The sequence below is a fragment of the Streptomyces sp. NPDC051211 genome, from assembly GCF_040689505.1.
Taxonomy (GTDB): Bacteria; Actinomycetota; Actinomycetes; order Streptomycetales; family Streptomycetaceae; genus Streptomyces.
The window spans coordinates 6,335-25,405 of record NZ_JBFBAV010000014.1 but is presented as its reverse complement, the minus strand read 5'-3'; the positions used below and the strand labels follow the sequence as shown (position 1 = coordinate 25,405).

General features: G+C 73.4%; 13 protein-coding genes, 1 tRNA gene and 1 pseudogene. 14 read left to right on the top strand and 1 reads right to left on the bottom strand.

Features of this window, described 5'->3' with window-relative positions; all coding sequences use genetic code 11:
- Positions 1–12: 12 nt before the first annotated feature.
- From AB0447_RS16260 to AB0447_RS16205, 12 genes are all read left to right on the top strand, one after another.
- Positions 13–1,134, top strand: a complete 1,122-nt coding sequence (locus AB0447_RS16260; protein WP_366477312.1) for a TIGR03364 family FAD-dependent oxidoreductase — start codon at positions 13–15, stop codon at positions 1,132–1,134.
- Between the two features lie 5 nt (positions 1,135–1,139).
- Entirely contained in the window at positions 1,140–1,931 is a 792-nt protein-coding gene (locus AB0447_RS16255; RefSeq protein WP_366477311.1) for a phosphonatase-like hydrolase, read from the top strand.
- Positions 1,928–2,977 carry an ABC transporter ATP-binding protein gene (locus AB0447_RS16250; protein WP_366477310.1) on the top strand — a complete coding sequence of 350 codons (1,050 nt, stop codon included), beginning with the start codon at positions 1,928–1,930 and terminating at the stop codon, positions 2,975–2,977. Before AB0447_RS16255 ends, AB0447_RS16250 begins: the two co-directional genes overlap by 4 nt.
- 256 nt (positions 2,978–3,233) lie before the next feature.
- A complete protein-coding gene (locus AB0447_RS16245) occupies positions 3,234–4,085 on the top strand; it encodes a 2-aminoethylphosphonate ABC transporter permease subunit (RefSeq protein WP_366477430.1) in 852 nt (283 codons plus the stop codon).
- Entirely contained in the window at positions 4,072–4,869 is a 798-nt protein-coding gene (locus AB0447_RS16240; RefSeq protein ID WP_366477309.1) for an ABC transporter permease subunit, read from the top strand. Before AB0447_RS16245 ends, AB0447_RS16240 begins: the two co-directional genes overlap by 14 nt.
- A gap of 26 nt (positions 4,870–4,895) precedes the next feature.
- Positions 4,896–5,969 carry a 2-aminoethylphosphonate ABC transporter substrate-binding protein gene (locus AB0447_RS16235; RefSeq protein WP_366477308.1) on the top strand — a complete coding sequence of 358 codons (1,074 nt, stop codon included), beginning with the start codon at positions 4,896–4,898 and terminating at the stop codon, positions 5,967–5,969.
- A gap of 135 nt (positions 5,970–6,104) precedes the next feature.
- Positions 6,105–7,640, top strand: coding sequence for an alkaline phosphatase family protein (locus AB0447_RS16230; RefSeq protein WP_366477307.1), 1,536 nt, complete (start codon positions 6,105–6,107; stop codon positions 7,638–7,640).
- Positions 7,641–7,687: 47 nt separating this feature from the next.
- Positions 7,688–8,602: an antibiotic ABC transporter ATP-binding protein gene (locus AB0447_RS16225; RefSeq protein WP_366477306.1), complete on the top strand. Its 915-nt coding sequence runs from the start codon at positions 7,688–7,690 to the stop codon at positions 8,600–8,602.
- Complete coding sequence (locus AB0447_RS16220) at positions 8,599–12,762, top strand: caspase family protein (protein WP_366477305.1); 4,164 nt, start codon at positions 8,599–8,601, stop codon at positions 12,760–12,762. Before AB0447_RS16225 ends, AB0447_RS16220 begins: the two co-directional genes overlap by 4 nt.
- Positions 12,763–12,875: 113 nt before the next feature.
- Complete coding sequence (locus tag AB0447_RS16215) at positions 12,876–13,655, top strand: HAD-IIA family hydrolase (protein ID WP_366477304.1); 780 nt, start codon at positions 12,876–12,878, stop codon at positions 13,653–13,655.
- 167 nt (positions 13,656–13,822) lie between these two features.
- Positions 13,823–14,497, top strand: a complete 675-nt coding sequence (locus AB0447_RS16210; RefSeq protein WP_366477303.1) for a hypothetical protein — start codon at positions 13,823–13,825, stop codon at positions 14,495–14,497.
- A 48-nt stretch (positions 14,498–14,545) separates the two neighbouring features.
- Entirely contained in the window at positions 14,546–15,202 is a 657-nt protein-coding gene (locus tag AB0447_RS16205) for a class F sortase (RefSeq protein ID WP_366477302.1), read from the top strand.
- A 47-nt stretch (positions 15,203–15,249) separates the two neighbouring features.
- On the opposite strand, the gene AB0447_RS16200 is transcribed toward AB0447_RS16205, so the two are convergent.
- Positions 15,250–15,323 (bottom strand) — tRNA-Lys (locus AB0447_RS16200).
- 175 nt (positions 15,324–15,498) lie between these two features.
- Between AB0447_RS16200 and AB0447_RS16195 the strand changes: the two genes are divergently transcribed.
- Both AB0447_RS16195 and AB0447_RS16190 read left to right on the top strand, forming a co-directional pair.
- Positions 15,499–17,022: a peptidoglycan-binding protein gene (locus AB0447_RS16195; RefSeq protein WP_366477429.1), complete on the top strand. Its 1,524-nt coding sequence runs from the start codon at positions 15,499–15,501 to the stop codon at positions 17,020–17,022.
- 47 nt (positions 17,023–17,069) lie between these two features.
- Positions 17,070–19,071: pseudogene (locus tag AB0447_RS16190) on the top strand (hypothetical protein); the annotation flags it as partial.

Genomic DNA, 19,071 nt, shown 5'->3' with positions numbered 1-19,071 from the left:
ACCGTGGTCGGCGTGAGAGTCATAGTCGTCGGAGGCGGCGTGGTCGGCACCATGCACGCCTGGCAAGCAGTCCAGCGCGGCCACGAGGTCGTACAGATCGAGCGCGAAGCCGAGGCGCGCGGCGCCTCGCTGCGCAATTTCGGCCAGATTTGGGTGAGTGGCCGGGCCGGCGGTGCGGAGTTGGAGACCGCGCTGCGGGCCCGCGAGCTGTGGGAGGGGATCGGGGCGCAGGTACCGGAGCTCGGGTTCCGGGCCATCGGCTCGCTCACCCCCGTCCGCAACGCCCGCGAATACGCGGTCGCCGAGGCCGCCACCCAGCGGTCCGACGCCGCCGCCCGCGGCTACAAGTTGATCACTGCTGCCGAGGCCCGGGAGATCAACCCGGCCCTGCGCGGCAGCTTCGAGGCCGCCCTGTGGTGCGAGCGCGACGCCGCCGTCGAACCGCGCACCGCCCAACTCGCCCTCCGCCGGGCGCTCCTGGAGTCCGGCCGCTACACCTTCCTGCCCGGCCGCGAGGTCCGCGACATCGCCGGGCCCGGCGCGGTCCGGGACGACCACGGCGACGTCCACCAGGGCGACGCGGTGATCCTGGCCACCGGCGCCTGGCTGACCGGCCTCGTCCGCGAGCTGGCACCGGAGCTGCCGGTCCGCCGGGTCCGCCTGCAGATGATGCAGACCGAGCCGCTCGGCGAGCCGCTGACCACCTCCGTCGCGGACGCCGACAGCTTCCGTTACTACCCCGCCTACCGGTCCGCGGCACTCGACGAACTCAACGCCGCGCAACTCCAGTCGGAGACCGCCGCCGCGCACAAGATGCAGCTGCTGATGGTGCAGCGGCTGGACGGCGGCCTGACCATCGGCGACACCCACGAATACGAGCACCCCTTCGCTTTCGACACCGTCGAGGACCCCTACGAGCACCTCACCGGGGTGGTCGAAACCTTCCTGGGCCGTCCGTTGCCGAAGATCCGGCGCCGCTGGGCGGGTGTGTACGCGCAGTGCACCGACACCACCCGGGTCGTCCACCGCGAGCAGCTGCGCGACCGCGTCTGGCTGGTGACCGGCCCCGGCGGCCGCGGCATGACCTGCTCGCCGGCCATCGCCGAAACCACCGCGAACGAACTGGGCTGGTGAACCACATGAGCACGACCGAGAGCACGACCGAGAGCACGACCGAGAACACCCCCGAGAAAACGATCGAGAAAACGACGAAGGACGTGGCGGACGCGGCGGGCACGCGCCCGGTCGGGAGGCGGCGCGACCTCGTCGTCCTCGACATGGCCGGCACCACCGTCGCCGACGGCGGCCTCGTCGAGCGGGCCTTCGAGCGGGCCGCCGAACGCCTCGGCGTCCGGCCCGGCACCGCCGACCACGCCGCGAAGCTCCGGTACGTCCGCGACACCATGGGCGAGTCGAAGATCTCCGTCTTCCGCCACCTCTTCGGTACGGAGGAACTGGCCCAAGAGGCCAACTCCGCCTTCGAGACGGCGTACGGAGAGCTGGTCGACGGCGGCCTGATCGCGCCCCTGCCCGGCGCCCGCGAGGCCATCGAGAAGCTCCGCGCGGACGGTCGCACCGTCGTCCTGACCACCGGCTTCGCCCGAGTCACCCAGGACGCCATCCTCGACGCCCTCGGCTGGCGCGACCTGGTCGAACTGACCCTGTGCCCGGCCGACGCGGGCGGGCGCGGCCGGCCCTACCCGGACATGGTGCTGGCCGCGTTCCTGCGGACCGGTGCGGTGGACGACGTACGGCAGGTGGTGGTGGCCGGGGACACCGCGTACGACATGCTCAGCGGCAGCCGGGCCGGAGCCGGTCTGGTCGCCGGAGTGCTGACCGGGGCGCACGACCGGGCAGCCCTGCTGGCGAACGGCGCCACCCACGTCCTCGGCTCGGTGGCCGAACTGCCCGCCCTGCTGGAGCAGCCGTGAGCGGCATACGTTTCGACTCGGTGTCGGTGGCGTACGGCGGCAACGCCGTCCTGGACTCCCTCGACCTGACCGTCGAGCCCGGCGAGGTCATGGCGCTCCTCGGACCGTCCGGGTCCGGCAAGACCACAGCCCTGCGCGCCGTCGCCGGATTCGTCCGGCCGGCCGCGGGGCGGGTGCTGATCGGCGGCCGGGACGTCACCGCGCTGCCGCCGCACCGCCGCGGCATCGGCATGGTCGTCCAGCAGTACGCGCTGTTCCCGCACATGCGGGTCTCGGACAATGTCGCCTTCGGCCTCAAGGCCCAGAAGACGCCCAACGCGGAGATCCCCGGACGGGTCGCCGAGGCCCTGGAGATGACCGGCATGTCCGCGTACGCCACCCGCTATCCGCGGGAGCTGTCCGGCGGCCAGCAGCAGCGGGTCGCGATCGCGCGGGCGCTGGCCATCCGGCCGGGCGTACTGCTGCTGGACGAGCCGCTGTCCGCGCTGGACGCGCAGCTGCGGTCCGGCATGCTGGCGGAACTCGCCCGCCTGCACCGCGAACTGCCCGACGTGTCCATCCTGTACGTCACCCACGACCAGGTGGAGGCGCTCACGCTCGCCGACCGGATCGCGGTGATGGACCGGGCCCGGCTGCAGGACTGCGGCACCCCGCAGGAGCTGTACCGGTCGCCGCGCACCGCGTTCACCGCCTCCTTCGTCGGCAACGCGAACCTGCTGCCGGTCACCGTCGCGGACGGCGGCGCGGTCTTCGCGGGCCGCCCGCTGACCCTCGACCCGGGCCGCGCCGCGCCCGGTGCCGGCGCGACGCTGTGCGTCCGCCCGCACCTGCTCGGCCTCGGCGACGGGCCCAACGCCCTGCGCGGCCGGATCACCGAGGTCCAGTGGCGCGGCTCCACCCACCGCCTGTACGTCGACGTCGACGGCCACCGCGTCAAGGCGGACCTGCCCGAACTCCGGGAGACCCCGGCCCTGGGCGAGCAGGTCACCCTGCACTTCGAACCCCGGGACGCGGTCCTGCTGTCGGCGGGGGTGTCCGATGGCTGAGCCCGCCGCCGGGCACGTGGCTGCCGGCCCGTCCACGGCGGCCGGCCCGTCCACGACGGCCGACCCGAAAACGACGGCTGGCCTGTCCACAACGGCCACCCCGAAAACGGCGGCCGACCCGAAAACGACGGCCGACCCGAAAAAGACGGCCGACCCGAACACGGCGCCCGTCCCGCGCCCGGCGCCCGTCCCGCCGCGGCAGGACGGTACGCACCAGAGCTCCTCCGCACCGGAGCCCGCAGGCGGCCGCCCCGCAATCGGCCGCCCCGCCGCCCCCCGCCCCCGCCCCGCCGTGCCCGGCTGGGTGTGGGCGCTGCCGCCGGTCGCCGTGCTCGGTCTGGTGTTCCTCTATCCGCTCGCGCTCGTCGTGCAGCAGTCCCTCACCCCCGACAACGGGCGCGGCGCCTTCGACGCGTACGGCAGGGTCTTCGCATCGGAGTCCTTCCGCGAGGCGCTGGGGACCACCGTGTGGCTGGCCGTCGGGGCCACCGTCGGCTGTCTGGTCCTCGGCTTCACCCTCGCCCTGGTCATCGCGTTCGTGCCGTTCCCCGGCGCCCGTTCCGTCGCCCGGTTCATCGACGTCTTCCTGTCCTTCCCCTCCTTCCTGATCACCCTCGCTCTGCTGTTCATCTACGGCACCGTGGGCATGGCCAACGGAGTCTGGACCGACCTCACCGGCGCCGCCGAAGGGCCCTTCCGCTTCCTCACCACCCCCTGGGGCGTGCTCCTCGCGGAGATCACCTACTTCACGCCCTTCGTGATGCGCCCGCTGCTCGCCGCGTTCTCGCAGATCGACACCGCCCAGCTGGAGGTGGCGTCCAGCCTCGGCGCCCGGCCCGCCCGGATCATCCGCCGGGTGATCCTGCCCGAGTCGCTGCCCGCCCTCGCCGCCGGCGGCAGCCTCGTCCTGGTCATGTGCCTCAACGAGTTCGGCATCGTCCTGTTCACCGGGGCCAAGGGCGTCACCACCCTCCCGATGCTGGTCTACGGCAAGGCCATCCTCGAGTCCGACTACCCGGCCGCCTGCGTGGTCGCCGTCGTCAACATCGCGATCTCCGTCGGCCTGTTCGGCCTGTACCGGGTGGTGAGCAAGCGTGCTGGTGCATAGCAAGGCGGGCCGCTGGGCCGCCTGGGCCCTGTTCGGCCTGCTCTTCCTCCCCCTCTTCGCCCTGCCGCTGCTCGTGGTGGCCGCCGCCTCCTTCGCGACCAACTGGTCGGGCGCCTTCCCCTCCGGCCCGACCTCCGAGCACTACGCCTCCGCCGTCCGCGGTGAATCCCTGCAGGCCCTCACCACCAGCCTGGTCACCGCCGTCACCGCCAGCCTGCTCGCCCTCGCCACCGGCGGCTGGGCCGCGCTGGCCGCCGCCCGGCTGAAGAAGCACGGAAAGCGTTCCCTGGACGCGCTGTTCATGCTTCCGGTGGCCGTGCCCTCGGTGGTCGTCGGCCTCGCCGTGCTCGTCGCCTTCAGCCGGCCCCCGCTGCTCCTCAACGGCACCGGCAGCATCGTCATCCTGGCGCACACCATCCTCGTCACGGCGTTCGCCTACCAGTCGGTGTCGGCCGCGATCGTACGTCTCGACCCCGCGTACGAGCAGGCGGCGGCCAGCCTCGGCGCCCGCCCGGGATATGTGCTGTGGCGGGTGAAGCTGCCCCTCCTGCTGCCGTCCCTCAATGCGGCAGCCGGGCTCTGCTTCGCCCTCTCCATGGGCGAGTTGAGCGCCACGATGATGCTCTACCCGCCGGACTGGATGCCCTTGCCGGTCCGGGTGTTCACCGCCACCGACCGCGGATCGCTGTTCAGCGGGACCGCCGTCGCCGTGGTCCTGATGGCCACCACCCTGCTCGTCCTGCTGGCCGTCTCCCGTATCCGCACCAGAGCCTCCTACCGCTGATTCCCCCTGCCCCGTAAGGAAGCGTCATGTCCCGCAAGCTCCTGCGCACAGCCGTCGCCGTCGCCTCCGGCCTGGCCCTCACCTCCGCCCTCACCGCCTGCGGCGGCTCCACCACCGCCGACTCCGAGGACGGCAGGGAGAAGGTCGTCACCGTCTACAGCGCCGACGGCCTCAAGGGCGAGAAGGGCGACGGCTGGTACGACAGGGTCTTCGCCGACTTCACCAAGAAGACCGGCATCGAGGTGAAGTACGTCGAGGGCGGCTCCGGCGAGATGGTGCAGCGCGCCGTACGCGAGAAGACCAACACCCAGGCCGACGTACTGATCACCCTGCCCCCGTTCATCCAGCAGGCCGAAGGCAAGGGCCTGCTGGAGTCCTACCAGCCGCAGGGCTCGGAGAAGGTCAACGGCCGGGACAAGGCCGCCGACGGCAAGTGGACCTCGGTCGTCAACAACTACTTCGGGTTCATCTACAACAAGAAGGAGCTCCCGGAGGCCCCCAAGACCTGGGAGCAGCTGCTCGACCCCAGGTTCAAGGGCAAGCTCCAGTACTCCACCCCGGGCGTCGCCGGCGACGGCACGGCCGTGGTCATCAAGTCGATGCACGACTTCGGCGGCAAGGAGCCGGCGATGGAGTACCTGAAGAAGCTCCAGGCCAACAACGTCGGCCCGTCCTCCTCGACCAGCAAGCTCGCGCCGAAGACCGACAAGGGCGAGATCCTGGTCGCCAACGGCGACGTCCAGATGAACTTCGCCCAGTCCCGGTCCATGCCGAACCTGGGCATCTGGTTCCCGGCGAAGGAGGGCGGAGCGCCCACCTCCTTCGCGCTCCCGTACGCGGCCGGCCTGGTCAAGGACGCCCCGCACACCGAGAACGGCAAGAAGCTCCTCGACCACCTGCTCAGCGAGGAGGCCCAGAAGCTGGTCAGCCAGGTCGGCGGCGGCTTCCCGGCCCGTACGGACGTCAAGCCCACGGACGCCAACGCCGTCGAACTCACCAAGATCATGAAGGGCGTCGAGATCTTCGAGCCGGACTGGGCCGACATCGACAAGAACCTGGCTTCGTACGTCGACGCGTGGAAGTCTGCCACCGGCAGCTGACCGGTAACCCCCCGGTCACCCTCGTCCGCGAGAGTGACGCACGGATAACGGGTCTGGACCGAAGACCGCACCTTCGGCCCGGACCCGCCCCCTGTCCCCGCACCCCGTCGCCCCACTTGCTCCCAGGAGGAGTACGTGTCCACTGTCCTGCCCGGACGTGTCCCCGTGGTCGGCTTCACCGCCGCCGCCCTGATCGCCACGGCCGTCGCCGCCGGTCCCGCCGGCGCCGAAGAGGCCGCCGTGGCCGCCGTCGCCGCCAACACCGACAAGGTGCTCGTCATCGGCCTCGACGGCGTGGTCCTCGACCGCGTCAAGGCCGCCAACGCCCCCCACCTCAACGGCCTGATGGCCCAGGGCCTCACCGCCAAGAGCAACCTCTACGCCAACCCGATGGCCGCCACCTCCTCCGGGCCCGGCTGGTCGACCATCGCCACCGGCGTCTGGCCCGACAAGCACGGCGTGAGGGACAACTCCTTCACCGGCAAGAACTACACCGCCCACCCGGACTTCCTGACCCGCATCGAGAACGCCAACCCGGCGCTCAACACCTATGCGGCCGCCGACTGGGAGCCCATCACCTCCACCGACCAGAACGGCCCGATCTTCTCCCCGAAGGTCGACAAGCGCCTGTCCCTCAAGGGCGACCGCGACGGCTACCGCAACGAGGACCCCAAGATCGCCGCCGCGGCCGCCGCCGAGCTGCGCGACCGGAACCCCGATGCCGCCTTCGTCTACCTCGGCGAGGTCGACGTCGTCGGCCACTCCAACGGAGCCGCCAGCCAGCAGTACCTGGACTCCATCGCCCGCGTCGACACCCTGGTCGGGCAGCTCCTGACGGCCATCCAGAACCGCCCGTCCTACGCCCAGGAGAACTGGCGGATCCTGGTCACCACCGACCACGGCCACACCGCCGCCGGCGGCCACGGCGGTTCCTCCATCGCCGAACGCGGCACCTTCGTCCTCGCCAAGGGCCCCGGAATTCCCGCCGGTTCGGTACGGGACGACGTCCGCCTGGTCGACGTCGCCGCGGTCGCGCTCCAGCAGGTCGGCGTCTCCACCGCCGGGCTGGACGGCGTACCCCTGAACGCCCCCGACAGCGACCCCTTCGACACCCTGCGCCCCAGCCTGCAGGCCCGGGTGGACGAGACCGGCATCCCGGTCGGCACCAAGGGCTTCACCCGCACCCCGCCGGCCGGCTGGTCGGTCGACAACTCGAAGATGGGCACCGGCGGTGTCACCGAGTGGGCCGGCTGGACCTTCGCCACCGACGAGTTCTGGAGCCAGTCGCAGCGCGACCAGTGGCGCGAGCTGAACGTCCGCTCCCGCGACGTGTTCGCCGTCGCCGACTCCGACGAGTGGGACGACAAGGCCCACACCGGCACCTTCGACTCCACCCTGATCACCCCCAAGTGGGCGGTCGTCGGCGGCACCACGAAGACCCTGAAGTACCAGACGCACTACCGGCACGAGACCGGCCAGACCGCACAGGTCCTGGTCTCCTACAACGGCGGCGCCGCCACGGTCGTCAAGAGCCACACCGCCGACGCCGTCGCCAAGTCCGAGGCCCTCACCCTCCAGGTCCCGGCCGGCGCCACCGACGTGCAGATCCGCTTCCGCTACACCGGCAACAACAACTGGTTCTGGACCGTCGACAACGTCACCCTGAGCTGACCGCCCGGCTAGCCTGACCCCTGGAACCCAGGGGGAGGGGAAGACCGTTGAGCCGGATCGTGGTCGTGCACGGCGTCGGACACCAGCTCGGCACCGCCGAAACACTGCAGGCGGACATCGAGCCGGCGCTGCGCGGCGGCGTCGCGCTCGCCCGGCGACGCGATTCCGACCTGGCCGACCTGGCCGACCTGGCCGACGTGGACGACGGAGACGTCGTCTGCGCCGGCTACGGCGACCTCTACCGGCAGTCCGGCACCCGCGGCGAACCGTACTACCGCGCCGAGGACGTCGAGCCCGGCTTCGAAACCGAGCTGCTGATGCAGTGGTGGCAGGAGGCCGCCCGCCTCGATCCCGCCGTCACGCCCCCCGGCGCCGAGGGCCGCGGCGCCCTCGGCCACCTGGCGACCCGCCCGCTCGGCATCGACTCCGTGCGCCGCGCCCTCGACGCCCTGACCCGCAGCCGCTTCTTCGCGGCCGTCTCGGACCGGCTGCTGATCTCCGACCTCAAGCAGGTGCGCCGCTACTTCACCGAGCCCGAGCTGCGCCAGGCCGCCCGCGACCGGGTCGCCGAATGCATCACCCCCCGCACCCGGGTGCTCGTGGCGCACTCCCTCGGCTCGGTCGTCGCCTACGAGACCCTCTGCACCCTCCGCCCGGTCCAGGCGGTGCAGCCGCTGACCCTCGTCACCCTGGGCTCGCCGCTGGGCCTGGGCGGCCTGGTCTTCGACCGGCTCCAGCCGGCCCCGGAACACGGCCGCGGCTGCTGGCCGGCGCCCGTGAAGACCTGGCACAACCTGGCCGACACCGGCGATGTCGTCGCCCTCGTACGGGAGCTGGCGGGCCGCTTCGGCCCCGACGTGCAGGACGGGACCGTCGACAACGGCGCGCAGATGCACAGCATGACCGCCTACCTGACCGCGGCCGAAACGGGCGCGGCCATCGCGGCCGGGCTGACCGCGTGACGGACGCCCGCACCATGACCGACGGCCCCGCCTCCGCCGGGGCCGGCCCCTCGCCCGACGGCCTCACCCGCCACCTGTTCACCTTCGGCACCGGCCACTACCCCGCCGACCCCGCCCTGCACGACCTGCCCGGCGCCGAGGCCGACCTGCGCCGGGTCAACGCCCTGTTCGAGGACCTCGGCTACCGCCGCATCCTGTCCCACCTCGGTGACGCGCCCGACGCCCGCCAGATCCTCGCCGGCCTGGAGGACTGGCTGCGCGACCCGGCCCGCACCGAGCACGACGTCCTCACCGTCTACTACGCCGGGCACGGCCTGCGCGAGCCGCAGCACCGTCTGTCCTGTCGCACCAGCCGCCTCGACCGCCCCGCCGCCACCATGATCCGCACCGGCGAACTGGCCGAGCTGCTCGCCGAATCCCGGGTCGGCCACGTGCTGATGATGCTCGACACGTGCTACGGCGAGCTCGGCGCGGCCGGCATCGCGAAGACGGCCGCCGACCTGGTCGACGTACGCCCGGCGGGCGCGGACGGGCTGTGGCTGCTGGCGTCCGCCCGGTCCCGCGGGATCGCCCACGACCACGCCTTCGTGGACGGCCTGGAACACGCCGTCCGGCGCAGCACCGCCGGCATGCGCCCGCCCTACCTCGACATCGCCACGATCACGGCCCGGATCAACGCTCACCTCGCGGAGCACCGACCCGACCAGACCGCCACCTTCCACGCGGCGTCCGGCCAGGCGGTCCCGCCGTTCTTCCCCAACCGCGAGCACCGGCCGGGACTGCCGGAGGACCCGCTCGACGTCGAGGCCCAGCGGGAATGGACCGCGCACTTCGACCCGCGCGGCCGGGGCGTCGAGTACGCCAGCGAGCAGGGCGACCACTTCACCGGCCGCCGCCAAGCCCTCGCCGCGCTGGCGGGCTGGCTACGCGCCCCGCTGCACGACGCCCGGGCCCGCGTGGTCACCGGCGCCCCCGGCTCCGGCAAGTCCGCCGTCCTCGGCCGGCTGCTCGCCCTCGCCCGCCCGAACCGGCCCGCCGCCCCCGCCCACCTCCTGCCGCCGACCGGCTGCGTCACCGCAGCCGTGCACGCCCACGGCATCACCCTGGAACAGCTCACCGCCCGCCTGACCGCAGCCCTCGGCGTCGAGGCGGACACCCCGGCCGAACTCCTGGCCCGCCTCGCCGAGTCCGACGCCCCGCTGCGCACCGTCGTCATCGACGCGCTGGACGAGGCGGGCACCGGCGTCGGCGGCCGCGAACCCCAACGCATCGCCCGCGAACTCCTGCGCCCGCTGTCGGCACTGCCCCGGATCCGGCTGATCGTCGGCACCCGGCGCAGCGGCGTCGCCGACCTGGGCCGGGCGGTCGAGATCATCGACCTCGACACCGACGCGTACACGGGCCGCGACGACATCGGCGCTTACGCCCTCGCCCTGCTGCCCGACACCCCCGAACGCGCCGCTCTGGCCCGGGCGGTGACGCGGCGCGCGGGCCGCTCCTTCCTCGTCGCGCGGATGACGGTCCGCGCCCTCGCACTCGGTGACCTGACCGTGGACGTCACCCGCCCCGGCTGGGAGGCCGACCTCCCGTCCGAGGTCGGCCAGGCCTTCGACGCCTACCTAGCCCGCTACGGCGACGACGAGAGCCGGGTCCGCCGCCTGCTGCGCCCCCTCGCGTACGCGGAGGGCGCCGGCCTGCCCTGGGACTCGCTGTGGGCGCCGCTGGCCGGCGCCCTGTCGGGGGTGCCGTGCACCGACGACGACGTGGACTGGCTGCTGCGCCACGCGGGCGCGTACGTCCTCGAAGTCCCGTTGTCCGGCGACCGGTCGGTGTTCCGCCTCTACCACGAGGCGCTGGCGGAACACCTGCGCGACCCGCGCCGGGCGGCCGAGGACCAGCGCCGGATGACCTCCGCCCTCCTCACCTCGATTCCGACCCGCCCGGACGGCACCCCGGACTGGGCCCGCTCCCACCCGTACGTCCGTGCCCACCTCCCGGGCCACGCGGCGGCTTCGGGCGACCTGGAACGCCTCCTGGAGGACCCTTGGTTCCTGGTCCACGCCGACCCGCCGGCGCTGCTGGCGGCACTGGAGGGCGTACGGGGCCCGGAGGCCGGCCGCATCCGCACGCTGTACCGGGCGTCGGCGCACCTGTATGCGGGCGTGGACTACGCGAAGCGCACCCAGGTCCTGGCGATCGACGCGGCCCGGCACGGGGTGGAGTCGCACCGGCGCGTGCTGGCGGAGCGGCTGGAGTGGGCGCCGAGGTGGGCGACGGGGGGTCAGACGAGCCCTTATTTCCACGCGGAGTTGACGTCCGATGACGCCGCTGCGTCGGAGCCCCTTGCGGTGGCCCGCCTCGACGGCCGCGACGTGCTCCTCACCGACGACGGCACGGGCGCGGTGGACGTCTGGGACCCTGCCGACCGGACGCGCATCGGCAGGCTGGAGGGCCACACGAAGCCATTGTCGGCTCTGGCGAGCACGACCGAAGGGGATACGACCTTCGTGGTGAGCGCCTCGTTCGACCACACGCTGAAGATCTGGGACCTAGCGGGCCGGGCCGAACCGGCGCATGTCACGGTCGACGGCACCGTCCGGGACATCTTTTTCACCGAGATCGGGAACACCCCTGTGTTCGTCGGCTCCGGGGACGGCGGGCGTGCTTGGGTCCGGGACCTGGCCACCGGGGCGCTGCGCGGCTGCCTGCCCGAAGGCCTGTCGCCGGGGGACGGAGTCTGCCGTCTCCTGCACGTGGGCCCCGCCGGGGAGGACACGGTGGCCTTCCTCACCCGGGAAAACACGCTGTTCCGCTGGAGCCTGACGACCGGCACCTGCGATCGGCTGGCCGCGGACCCCCGCCATGCGCAGGCGATCGCGTCCACCACGCGCGACGGCGTCCCGTTCGGTGTCTTCGGATGGACGGACGGGACGCTCGACGTGTGGGACCTCGCCGCGGCCCGCCGGGTCGCCTCGTACTCCGTCGCGCCCCACGGTGTCGCCGCCCTCACCATTGCCGAAGTGGCGGACCGGCAGCTGGCAGTGGTCGGATGCACGAGCGGGGCGATCGAGCTGCGCGACCTGGCCGACGGCAGCCTCGTCGGCAGGTTGAACGGGCATGAAGACTGGATCGATACGGTCGTCACCTTCACGATGGGCGGAGCATGCTTCGCCGTCTCGGGCAGTGCCGACGGCTCGGTGCGGCTGTGGAGCCTGGACCCGAAGCAGGAACCGGCCGGGCGGGCCGGGCATCTCGATGACGCGTCGGCAGTCGCCTGCACCGTGGTGAACGGGGCGGCGGTCGCGGTGACCGGAAGTCACGACCACACGGTGCGGGTCTGGGACTTGTCCACCGGTCGGCAGGTGCACCGGCTCGTCGGTCATTGCGGCTGGGTGGGCAGCGTCTCGTGCATCACCGTCGCGGGGGAGGCGCTGGCCGTCGCCGCCACCCATGATCGGTCGGTCCGGATCTGGGGCCTGGCCGCGGGGAGTTTGATCGGAGGCTGGGGCGAGGTGTGGGCGGACACCGCGGCCTGCTGTGAGGTGGACGGCCGTGCGGTGGTTCTGACGGGGGACGCCGGGGAGAACCCGTACACGCAAAGGTCCGCGATCCGGGACCTCGCAACAGGGGCGGTCGAGGGATTCATCGGCACTCCCCTGGGCGTGCGGGGTTCGGCCGCTTGCTTCTCATGGGACGGGGCGCCGATCGCCGCGATTGCCGGAGAGCGGTACTTTCATCCCTCCCCCACGACGGTGAGGCTGTGGAACCTGGCAGGGCAGGAACTCCTGCAGGAGCTGGATGCCGGTGAACAGATCAACGCCGTGGCGTCCGGGAGCCTCAGCCTCCGGCCGGTCGTGGTGGCCGCCACCCTGTCCGGCACGCTGGTCTGGGACGTCGGAACCGGACGGAAGCTGCACGACCTGCCCGACGACGGCGGTTGGGTCTCCGGCGCGGCCTGCGGTGTCCTGGACGGTACGGAGGTCGTGGTGACTGCCGGCTGGGCCGGTGTGTGCATCTACGACCTCGCCACCGGCCGCCTCCTCCACCACATCGCCCTGCCCCTCCGCGGCAACGCCGTCGCCTTCGGCGCCGGCGGCGAGTTGGTCGTCTGCGCCGGGTTCGAGGTCATCGTCCTGGAGCGGCGGCGCACCCGCAGCTGACCGCCCTGTGGACGGCGGGGGCGGGTGCGGACCGGAATCGATAGGGTGGTTCAGACCAGAGATCACCGTGGTCACCAGTGGTCAGACGCCACCGCAGAGCGGAGAACAGTCCAGTGGCAGAGCGCAAGCCGATCGAATCCTGGCTCACCGACATGGACGGGGTCCTCATCCACGAGGGCACCCCCATCCCCGGCGCCGATGCCTTCATCAAGCGGCTGCGCGAGTCCGGCAAGCCCTTCCTGGTGCTGACCAACAACTCCATCTACACCCCGCGCGACCTGCAGGCCCGGCTGCAGCGCATGGGCCTGGACGTCCCGGTCGAGAACATCTGGACCTCCGCCCTGGCCACCGCCAAGTTCCTCGACGACCAGCGCCCCGGCGGCACCGCGTACGTCATCGGCGAGGCCGGCCTGACCACCGCCCTGCACGACATCGGCTACGTGCTCACCGACCACGAGCCCGACTACGTCGTCCTCGGCGAGACCCGCACCTACAGCTTCGAGGCGATGACCAAGGCCGTCCGCCTGATCAACGCCGGCGCCCGCTTCATCTGCACCAACCCGGACGAGACCGGGCCGTCCACGGAGGGCCCGCTGCCCGCCACCGGCGCGGTCGCCGCGCTGATCACCAAGGCGACCGGCAAGAAGCCCTACTTCTGCGGCAAGCCGAACCCGCTGATGATGCGGACCGGCCTCAACGCCATCGGCGCGCACTCCGAGACCAGCGCGATGATCGGCGACCGGATGGACACCGATGTGCTGGCCGGCCTGGAGGCGGGCATGCAGACCTTCCTGGTGCTGACCGGCCTGACCGCGGTCGAGGACACCGAGAGGTTCCCGTACCGGCCGACCAAGACGGTCGACTCGATCGCCGACCTGGTCGACCTCGTCTGACCGTCTGACCGTCTGACTGTGTGACTGCCCGACAGATCGTCTCCGACTGCGAGCGTCGTCCGACAGGGCCGGTCGACGGATTGGCGGACCCGTACGGGTCAGTGGAGCGCTGCTCCGGATGCGGAGCGGTGTGCCGCGAGTGAGTCTCCTTGACGAGGAGGTTCACCATGCGCACTGCTCTGCTCGCTCGCCGTGCCACCGGAGTGGCCGTCATCACCCTGACCGCCGTCTCCGCCGTGTCCGTGCCCAGCGCCCTGGCCGCGGAAGAGCCCCGCGGAACGGTGTGGGCCACTCCGTCCACCGCGGAGCCGGGAGCGCAGATCGAGCTGCGCGTCAGCGGGTGCCACGGCACCACCGGTCTCGCCAAGTCCTCCGTCTTCGTCGCGGACGCGGAACTCTCCGGCCGGGACGGCCGAGGCAACCCGCTGTACGGCGAGGCGATGATCAGCTCGCACGCCCGACCCGGCTGGCACGACATCCGGGTGACCTGCGACGGCCGGGAAGGCAAGGCCACCGGCTCCCTCCAGATCGTGCACCACCGCCCCGACCACCACCGGCCGGACCACCAGCGTCCCGACCACCAGCGGCCTGATCACCAGAACCAGCGGCCGGACCACCAGCGCCCCGACCACCACCGCCCGGACCCCCACCACACCCCGCGCTGGCCCGTCCACGCGGGCGGCGGCGGCATGGCGGCGGAGCTCGCCGCCACGAAGAAGGAGCGCGAGCCGGAAGGCCCGAGCCTGCCCCACACCCTGATCGGGGCGGGCCTGGCCACCGTGGCCACCCTCGCCGTGGCGGCCCGGGCGCTGAAGCTGCGGCGCCGCCGCAGCGGCGAATGACGGACGGCCGCTGACGGGACGGAGGAGGAGAAGGAGGGACCTGCACCGATGTCGGACTCCGAGCCGAAGACCTCCGGCGGGGGCAGGCTGCTGACCGTCACCGCCTGGACGGTCCTCGTCCTGGGCCTGTGGATGTGGGGCCGCGAGATCACCGATATGCCGACCCCCAGCCGCCCCGGCCAGGCCGGCGCGATGGTCGGCGCCGGCCTGCCGGCCGCGCGGACCCCGCTGCCGGCCGGTGCGCCGCCGCAGCGGGTCGACGTACCGTCGATGGGCATCCGGGCCCCGGTGATCTCCCGGGGGCTGGACCGCCAGGGGGCGATCGAGCCGCCGCCGTACGACCAGCCGGGCACGGTCGGCTGGTGGGCGGGCGGGGCCAGGCCGGGGGAGGCGGGGACCGCGCTGATGGTCGGGCACGTGGACACGGATTCGAAGCCGGCGGTGTTCTACGGGCTCAGCTCGGCGAAGCCGGGCGACAAGGTGCGGGTGGTCCGGGCCGATGCCACGGTCGCCGAGTTCACCGTCGAGGAGGTCCGGGTGTTCGAGCGCCGGTCCTTCGACGCGCACAAGGCGTACGGGCCGAGGGTGCCGGGGCGCGCCGAGCTGCGGCTGGTGACCTGCGGCGGTACGTACGACAAGGTGGCCAAGGAGTACACGGCGAACGTGGTGGTCTCTGCCTACCTGACGGCGGCGACGCGCCGGTGACGACGACGAAAAAGCCCCTCGCTGATGCGAGGGGCTTCTTCCGTCTGTGCGCCGCCAGGGACTCGAACCCCGGACCCGCTGATTAAGAGTCAGCTGCTCTAACCAACTGAGCTAGCGGCGCCTGCTGACAGGGAAAACTCTACCCCACCTCCGGTGGTGCTCGTGACAAGCCACGCCCGGCTTGTCCGATTAACCCATCTTCGTGGGGTTTTCCGTGCACTATATCTCTGGTCGCGTCGAATCTGACGCTGCGCCAGCTCTGGGTGAGGAGTGGACGGAACCGCATGACGACGCAGATGCAGATGCCGGTCTTCGAGGAATACGAACCCGCGGGCGACTGTGCATGCCGGGGCTGCGTCCAGCGGCGCCGCGCCATGGCCGGGGCGCCGGCCATACCGCTGCGCGACGGCGGGCACCCCGGGGCGCACGGAGCCCGGCGCGCGCTGGTCCTGGCGACGGCCGCCGGAGTGGTGCTGGGCGGCAGCGGTGCCTCGGCGCTCGCGGCGGCCGAGCCGCCGCCGAACCAGGATTCCGGTGCCGGGCGGGCCGGAGACGGAGCCAGGCCCGGGTCCGGGTCCGGGGAGCCGGGCACACCGCAGGGCACCCGCGGCCCGCTGCACGGCCCGGGCGGCGCCCCAGCGCCCCCGCCGGAGGCCAACCCGGCGAAGAACCCCGCCGTCAAGCGGATCGACCGGGCCGCGATCATCAACCGGGCCAAGCTGTGGCTGGACGCGAAGGTCCCTTACAGCATGACCACGTACTGGTCGGACGGCTACCGGCAGGACTGCTCGGGCTACGTCTCGATGGCCTGGAACCTCGGGACGAACGAGTGGACCGGCAGTCTCGACAAGTTCGCGACCAAGATCACGAAGGAGGAGCTGCTGCCGGGGGACATGCTGCTCTTCCACAACCCGGCGGACCCCAACAAGGGCTCGCACGTGACGCTCTTCGGCGGCTGGGTCGACGAGACCCGGACGCACTACATCGCGTACGAGCAGACCCGGCCGGCGACGCGGAAGCTGGCGACGCCGTACACGTACTGGACGAACGCGCCGAAGTACCTGCCGTACCGGTTCAACGGGGTGACCAGCGGGGGCACCCCGGAGGTCCCGAAGCCGGAGGTGCCGGCACCGGCGACGCCGAAACCGGAGACCCCCGCGAAGCCGGACCCGGCGAAGCCGAGCCCGGCGGTCCCGAACCCAACGGTCCCGAAGCCGGACGCGCCGGAGCCGGACGACGCCAACCCGGCCGCGCCGGCCGTGCCCGTCGGGTCGGCGGAGTTCCCCGGCGAGTCGAAGTTCGGCCCCGGGGCGGACAACCAGTATGTCGCCCAGCTCGCCCGGATGCTGATCAACCGCGGGGCGACCCGCTTCTACCCCAACGGGCCGAGCACCCGCTGGACCGACGCGGACCGGCTCGCCACGCAGGCGTTCCAGCAGGCCCAGGGCTGGACCGGTGACGACGCGGACGGCATGCCCGGGCAGCAGACCTGGCGGCTGCTGGTCACCGGCAAGGGCAAGGACATCCTGCCCACGGTGGGCGGCGGCACGGCGCCGAGCACCCGTCCGGTGAAGGCCCCGCCCTACCCGGGCGGGGGCGTGTTCCGGCCGGGCGGCACCCACCCGGCGATCGAAGTGCTGGGCCGCCGGCTGGCCCAGAAGGGCTTCGGCAAGCACTACCGCACCGGCCCCGGCCCCGGCTCCCGCTGGACCGAGGCCGACCGCCGCAACGTCGAGGCCTTCCAGCGCGCCCAGGGCTGGCGCGGTGCTGCGGCCGACGGCTACCCCGGCCCGGAAACCTGGCGACGGCTGTTCGCATGACGGAGGCAAGCATGTTCCCCACGCGCACGACTTCCACAACGGGCACGATGTCCGCGGCCCCGGCGGCGGCTCCTCGGCCCCAGGCCGCCCCCGAGCCGGCCCGCGCCGCAGCGGCCCCGCCCGCAACCCGGGCCTTCGACCCGTTTACGGGCGCCCCGGCGGCGGCGCCGGTGCCCGGCTGGGCAGGGGAGCCGGAAGCGGCCCGTGCCCCGGCGACCCCCGGCCGGGGTGCGGACTCGCTCGCCGGGCGGTCTTCGGCGGCGCCCGAAGTGGCGGGGGCCGGGCCGGGCTTCGGCCACGCGGAGGCTCCGGCCGCACCCCGGGCCTTCGGCCCGTTCCTGGGCGCCCCTGCGGCGGCGTCCCCGGCCACGGTGGACAGTGGCCCGCTCGCCGCACCTCTGCCCATCGACCCGGCGCGGGCGGCCGCGGCGGCGGTGCCCGGCTGGGCCCGCGAGCCGGAGGTGGCCGGTGCCGGGCGTGGCTCGACGGTCGGCCGGGGTGCGGACTCCCTCGCCGGGCGGTCTTCGGCGGCGCCTGAAGTGGCGGTGGCCGCGTCGGGCTTCGGCCACGTGGAGGCTACGGCTGCGGCGGCTCCCGCCCAGGCGGTGGGCCCCGACCCGGCGTTGCCGCAGTCCGGCCGGGCGCAGTCCGGCCGGGAGGCGCCGGTGCGCGGCTGGGCCGCGGAGCGGGCCGGTTCGGTGTTCGGCCGTGAGGCGAAGCCTGAGGTGGCGCGCACCGCGCGCGGCGCGGCTGTCGGCCAGGGCACGGACCCGCTGCGCGGGCGGTCTTCGGGGGTGCCGGAAGTGGCGCGGGCCGGGTCGGGCTTCGGCCATGCGGAAGCGCCCGCTGCGGCGGCTCCCGCGGAGGCCCGGGCCTTCGGCCCGTTCCTGGGCGGCCGGGCGCAGGCTGCCGAAGCGCCGGTGGCCGAGGCGGCGGGTTCGGGCCGGAGCCCGGAGCGGGTGGCCGCGGCGGCGACCGCCCCGGGGTCCGGGCCGGACCTGCTCGCACCCGGCTGGGCCGCGGAGCGGACCGGTCCGGTGTTCGCGCGGGAGGCGGAGCCCGAGGTCGTGCACGCCGGGCGCGGAAAGGATGCCGCCCCGGCCTCGGCGGACGAGGTCGCGTTCGCCGCGATCCGGGCCGCCGAGGAGGCTGCCTCGGCGTTCGCCGGGGTCAGCGCCGCTGCCGGCGGGTACGGCAGGCCCGGACGCGTGCCCGAGGCTGCTCCGATCGGGCGGTTCCGGGAGGTGGCCGAAGCTGCGACCGACCCGGCGGCGATCGGGCGCCCCGGTGCGGCGTTGGGGGCGACGGCCGAGGCCGTGGGTGCTCCTGCCGTGGTCGGGCGGCCCGGTGCTGGGGTACAGGCGTTGGAGGAGCCGGCCGGAGCGGCTGTCGCGTCCGCGGCGATCGGATGGCCCGGTGTGGGGCGGCCGGTGTTGGAGGAGGTTGTCGAGCCGGCGGGTGTTGCGAGGGCCCTCGGGCGCCCCGGTGTGGCGGGGCCCGCGTTGAGGGAGGTTGCCGAGGCCGCGGCCGCCCCGGCGGCCATCGGGCGCCCAGGGGCGAGCGAGCCGAGCGGGTCGAGTGGGCCCGGCGGATTGAACGGGGCGAGCGGGTCGAACGGCTCCGGTGAGGAGGAAGGGCGGATTCCCGGGCCCGGGGTCGAGGTGATCGTCGCCGACGCCGTCGCGCGCGGGATGGCCGAGGACGACCCCCTGGGGCTGCCCCGCGCCGTCGTGGTCCGGAGCGCGGCCCCCGGCGGGATCCCGCCGGGCCTGCTGGGCCGTGGCCAGGCCGGGCCGGTGTCCGTACCCCTCCGCACACCGTCGGCACACACCCGGGCCACGGCCCCGGCACACGGCCAGCCGAACGGCCAGCCCACGGGCCAGCCGAACGGCCAGGCCACGACCCTGTCGAACGGCCAGCCGACGGGCCAGCTGAACGGCCAGCCCACGACCCTGCCGAACGGCCAGGCCACGACCCTGTCGAACGGCCAGCCGACGGGCCAGCTGAACGGCCAGCCCACGACCCTGCCGAACGGCCAGGCCACGACCC

Coding starts and splice junctions, on each gene's coding strand:
- AB0447_RS16255 (WP_366477311.1), top strand. CDS start 1,140: ATGAGCACGACCGAGAGCACGACCGAGAGCACGACCGAGAACACCCCC.
- AB0447_RS16235 (WP_366477308.1), top strand. CDS start 4,896: ATGTCCCGCAAGCTCCTGCGCACAGCCGTCGCCGTCGCCTCCGGCCTG.
- AB0447_RS16210 (WP_366477303.1), top strand. CDS start 13,823: ATGCGCACTGCTCTGCTCGCTCGCCGTGCCACCGGAGTGGCCGTCATC.
- AB0447_RS16205 (WP_366477302.1), top strand. CDS start 14,546: ATGTCGGACTCCGAGCCGAAGACCTCCGGCGGGGGCAGGCTGCTGACC.
- AB0447_RS16195 (WP_366477429.1), top strand. CDS start 15,499: ATGCAGATGCCGGTCTTCGAGGAATACGAACCCGCGGGCGACTGTGCA.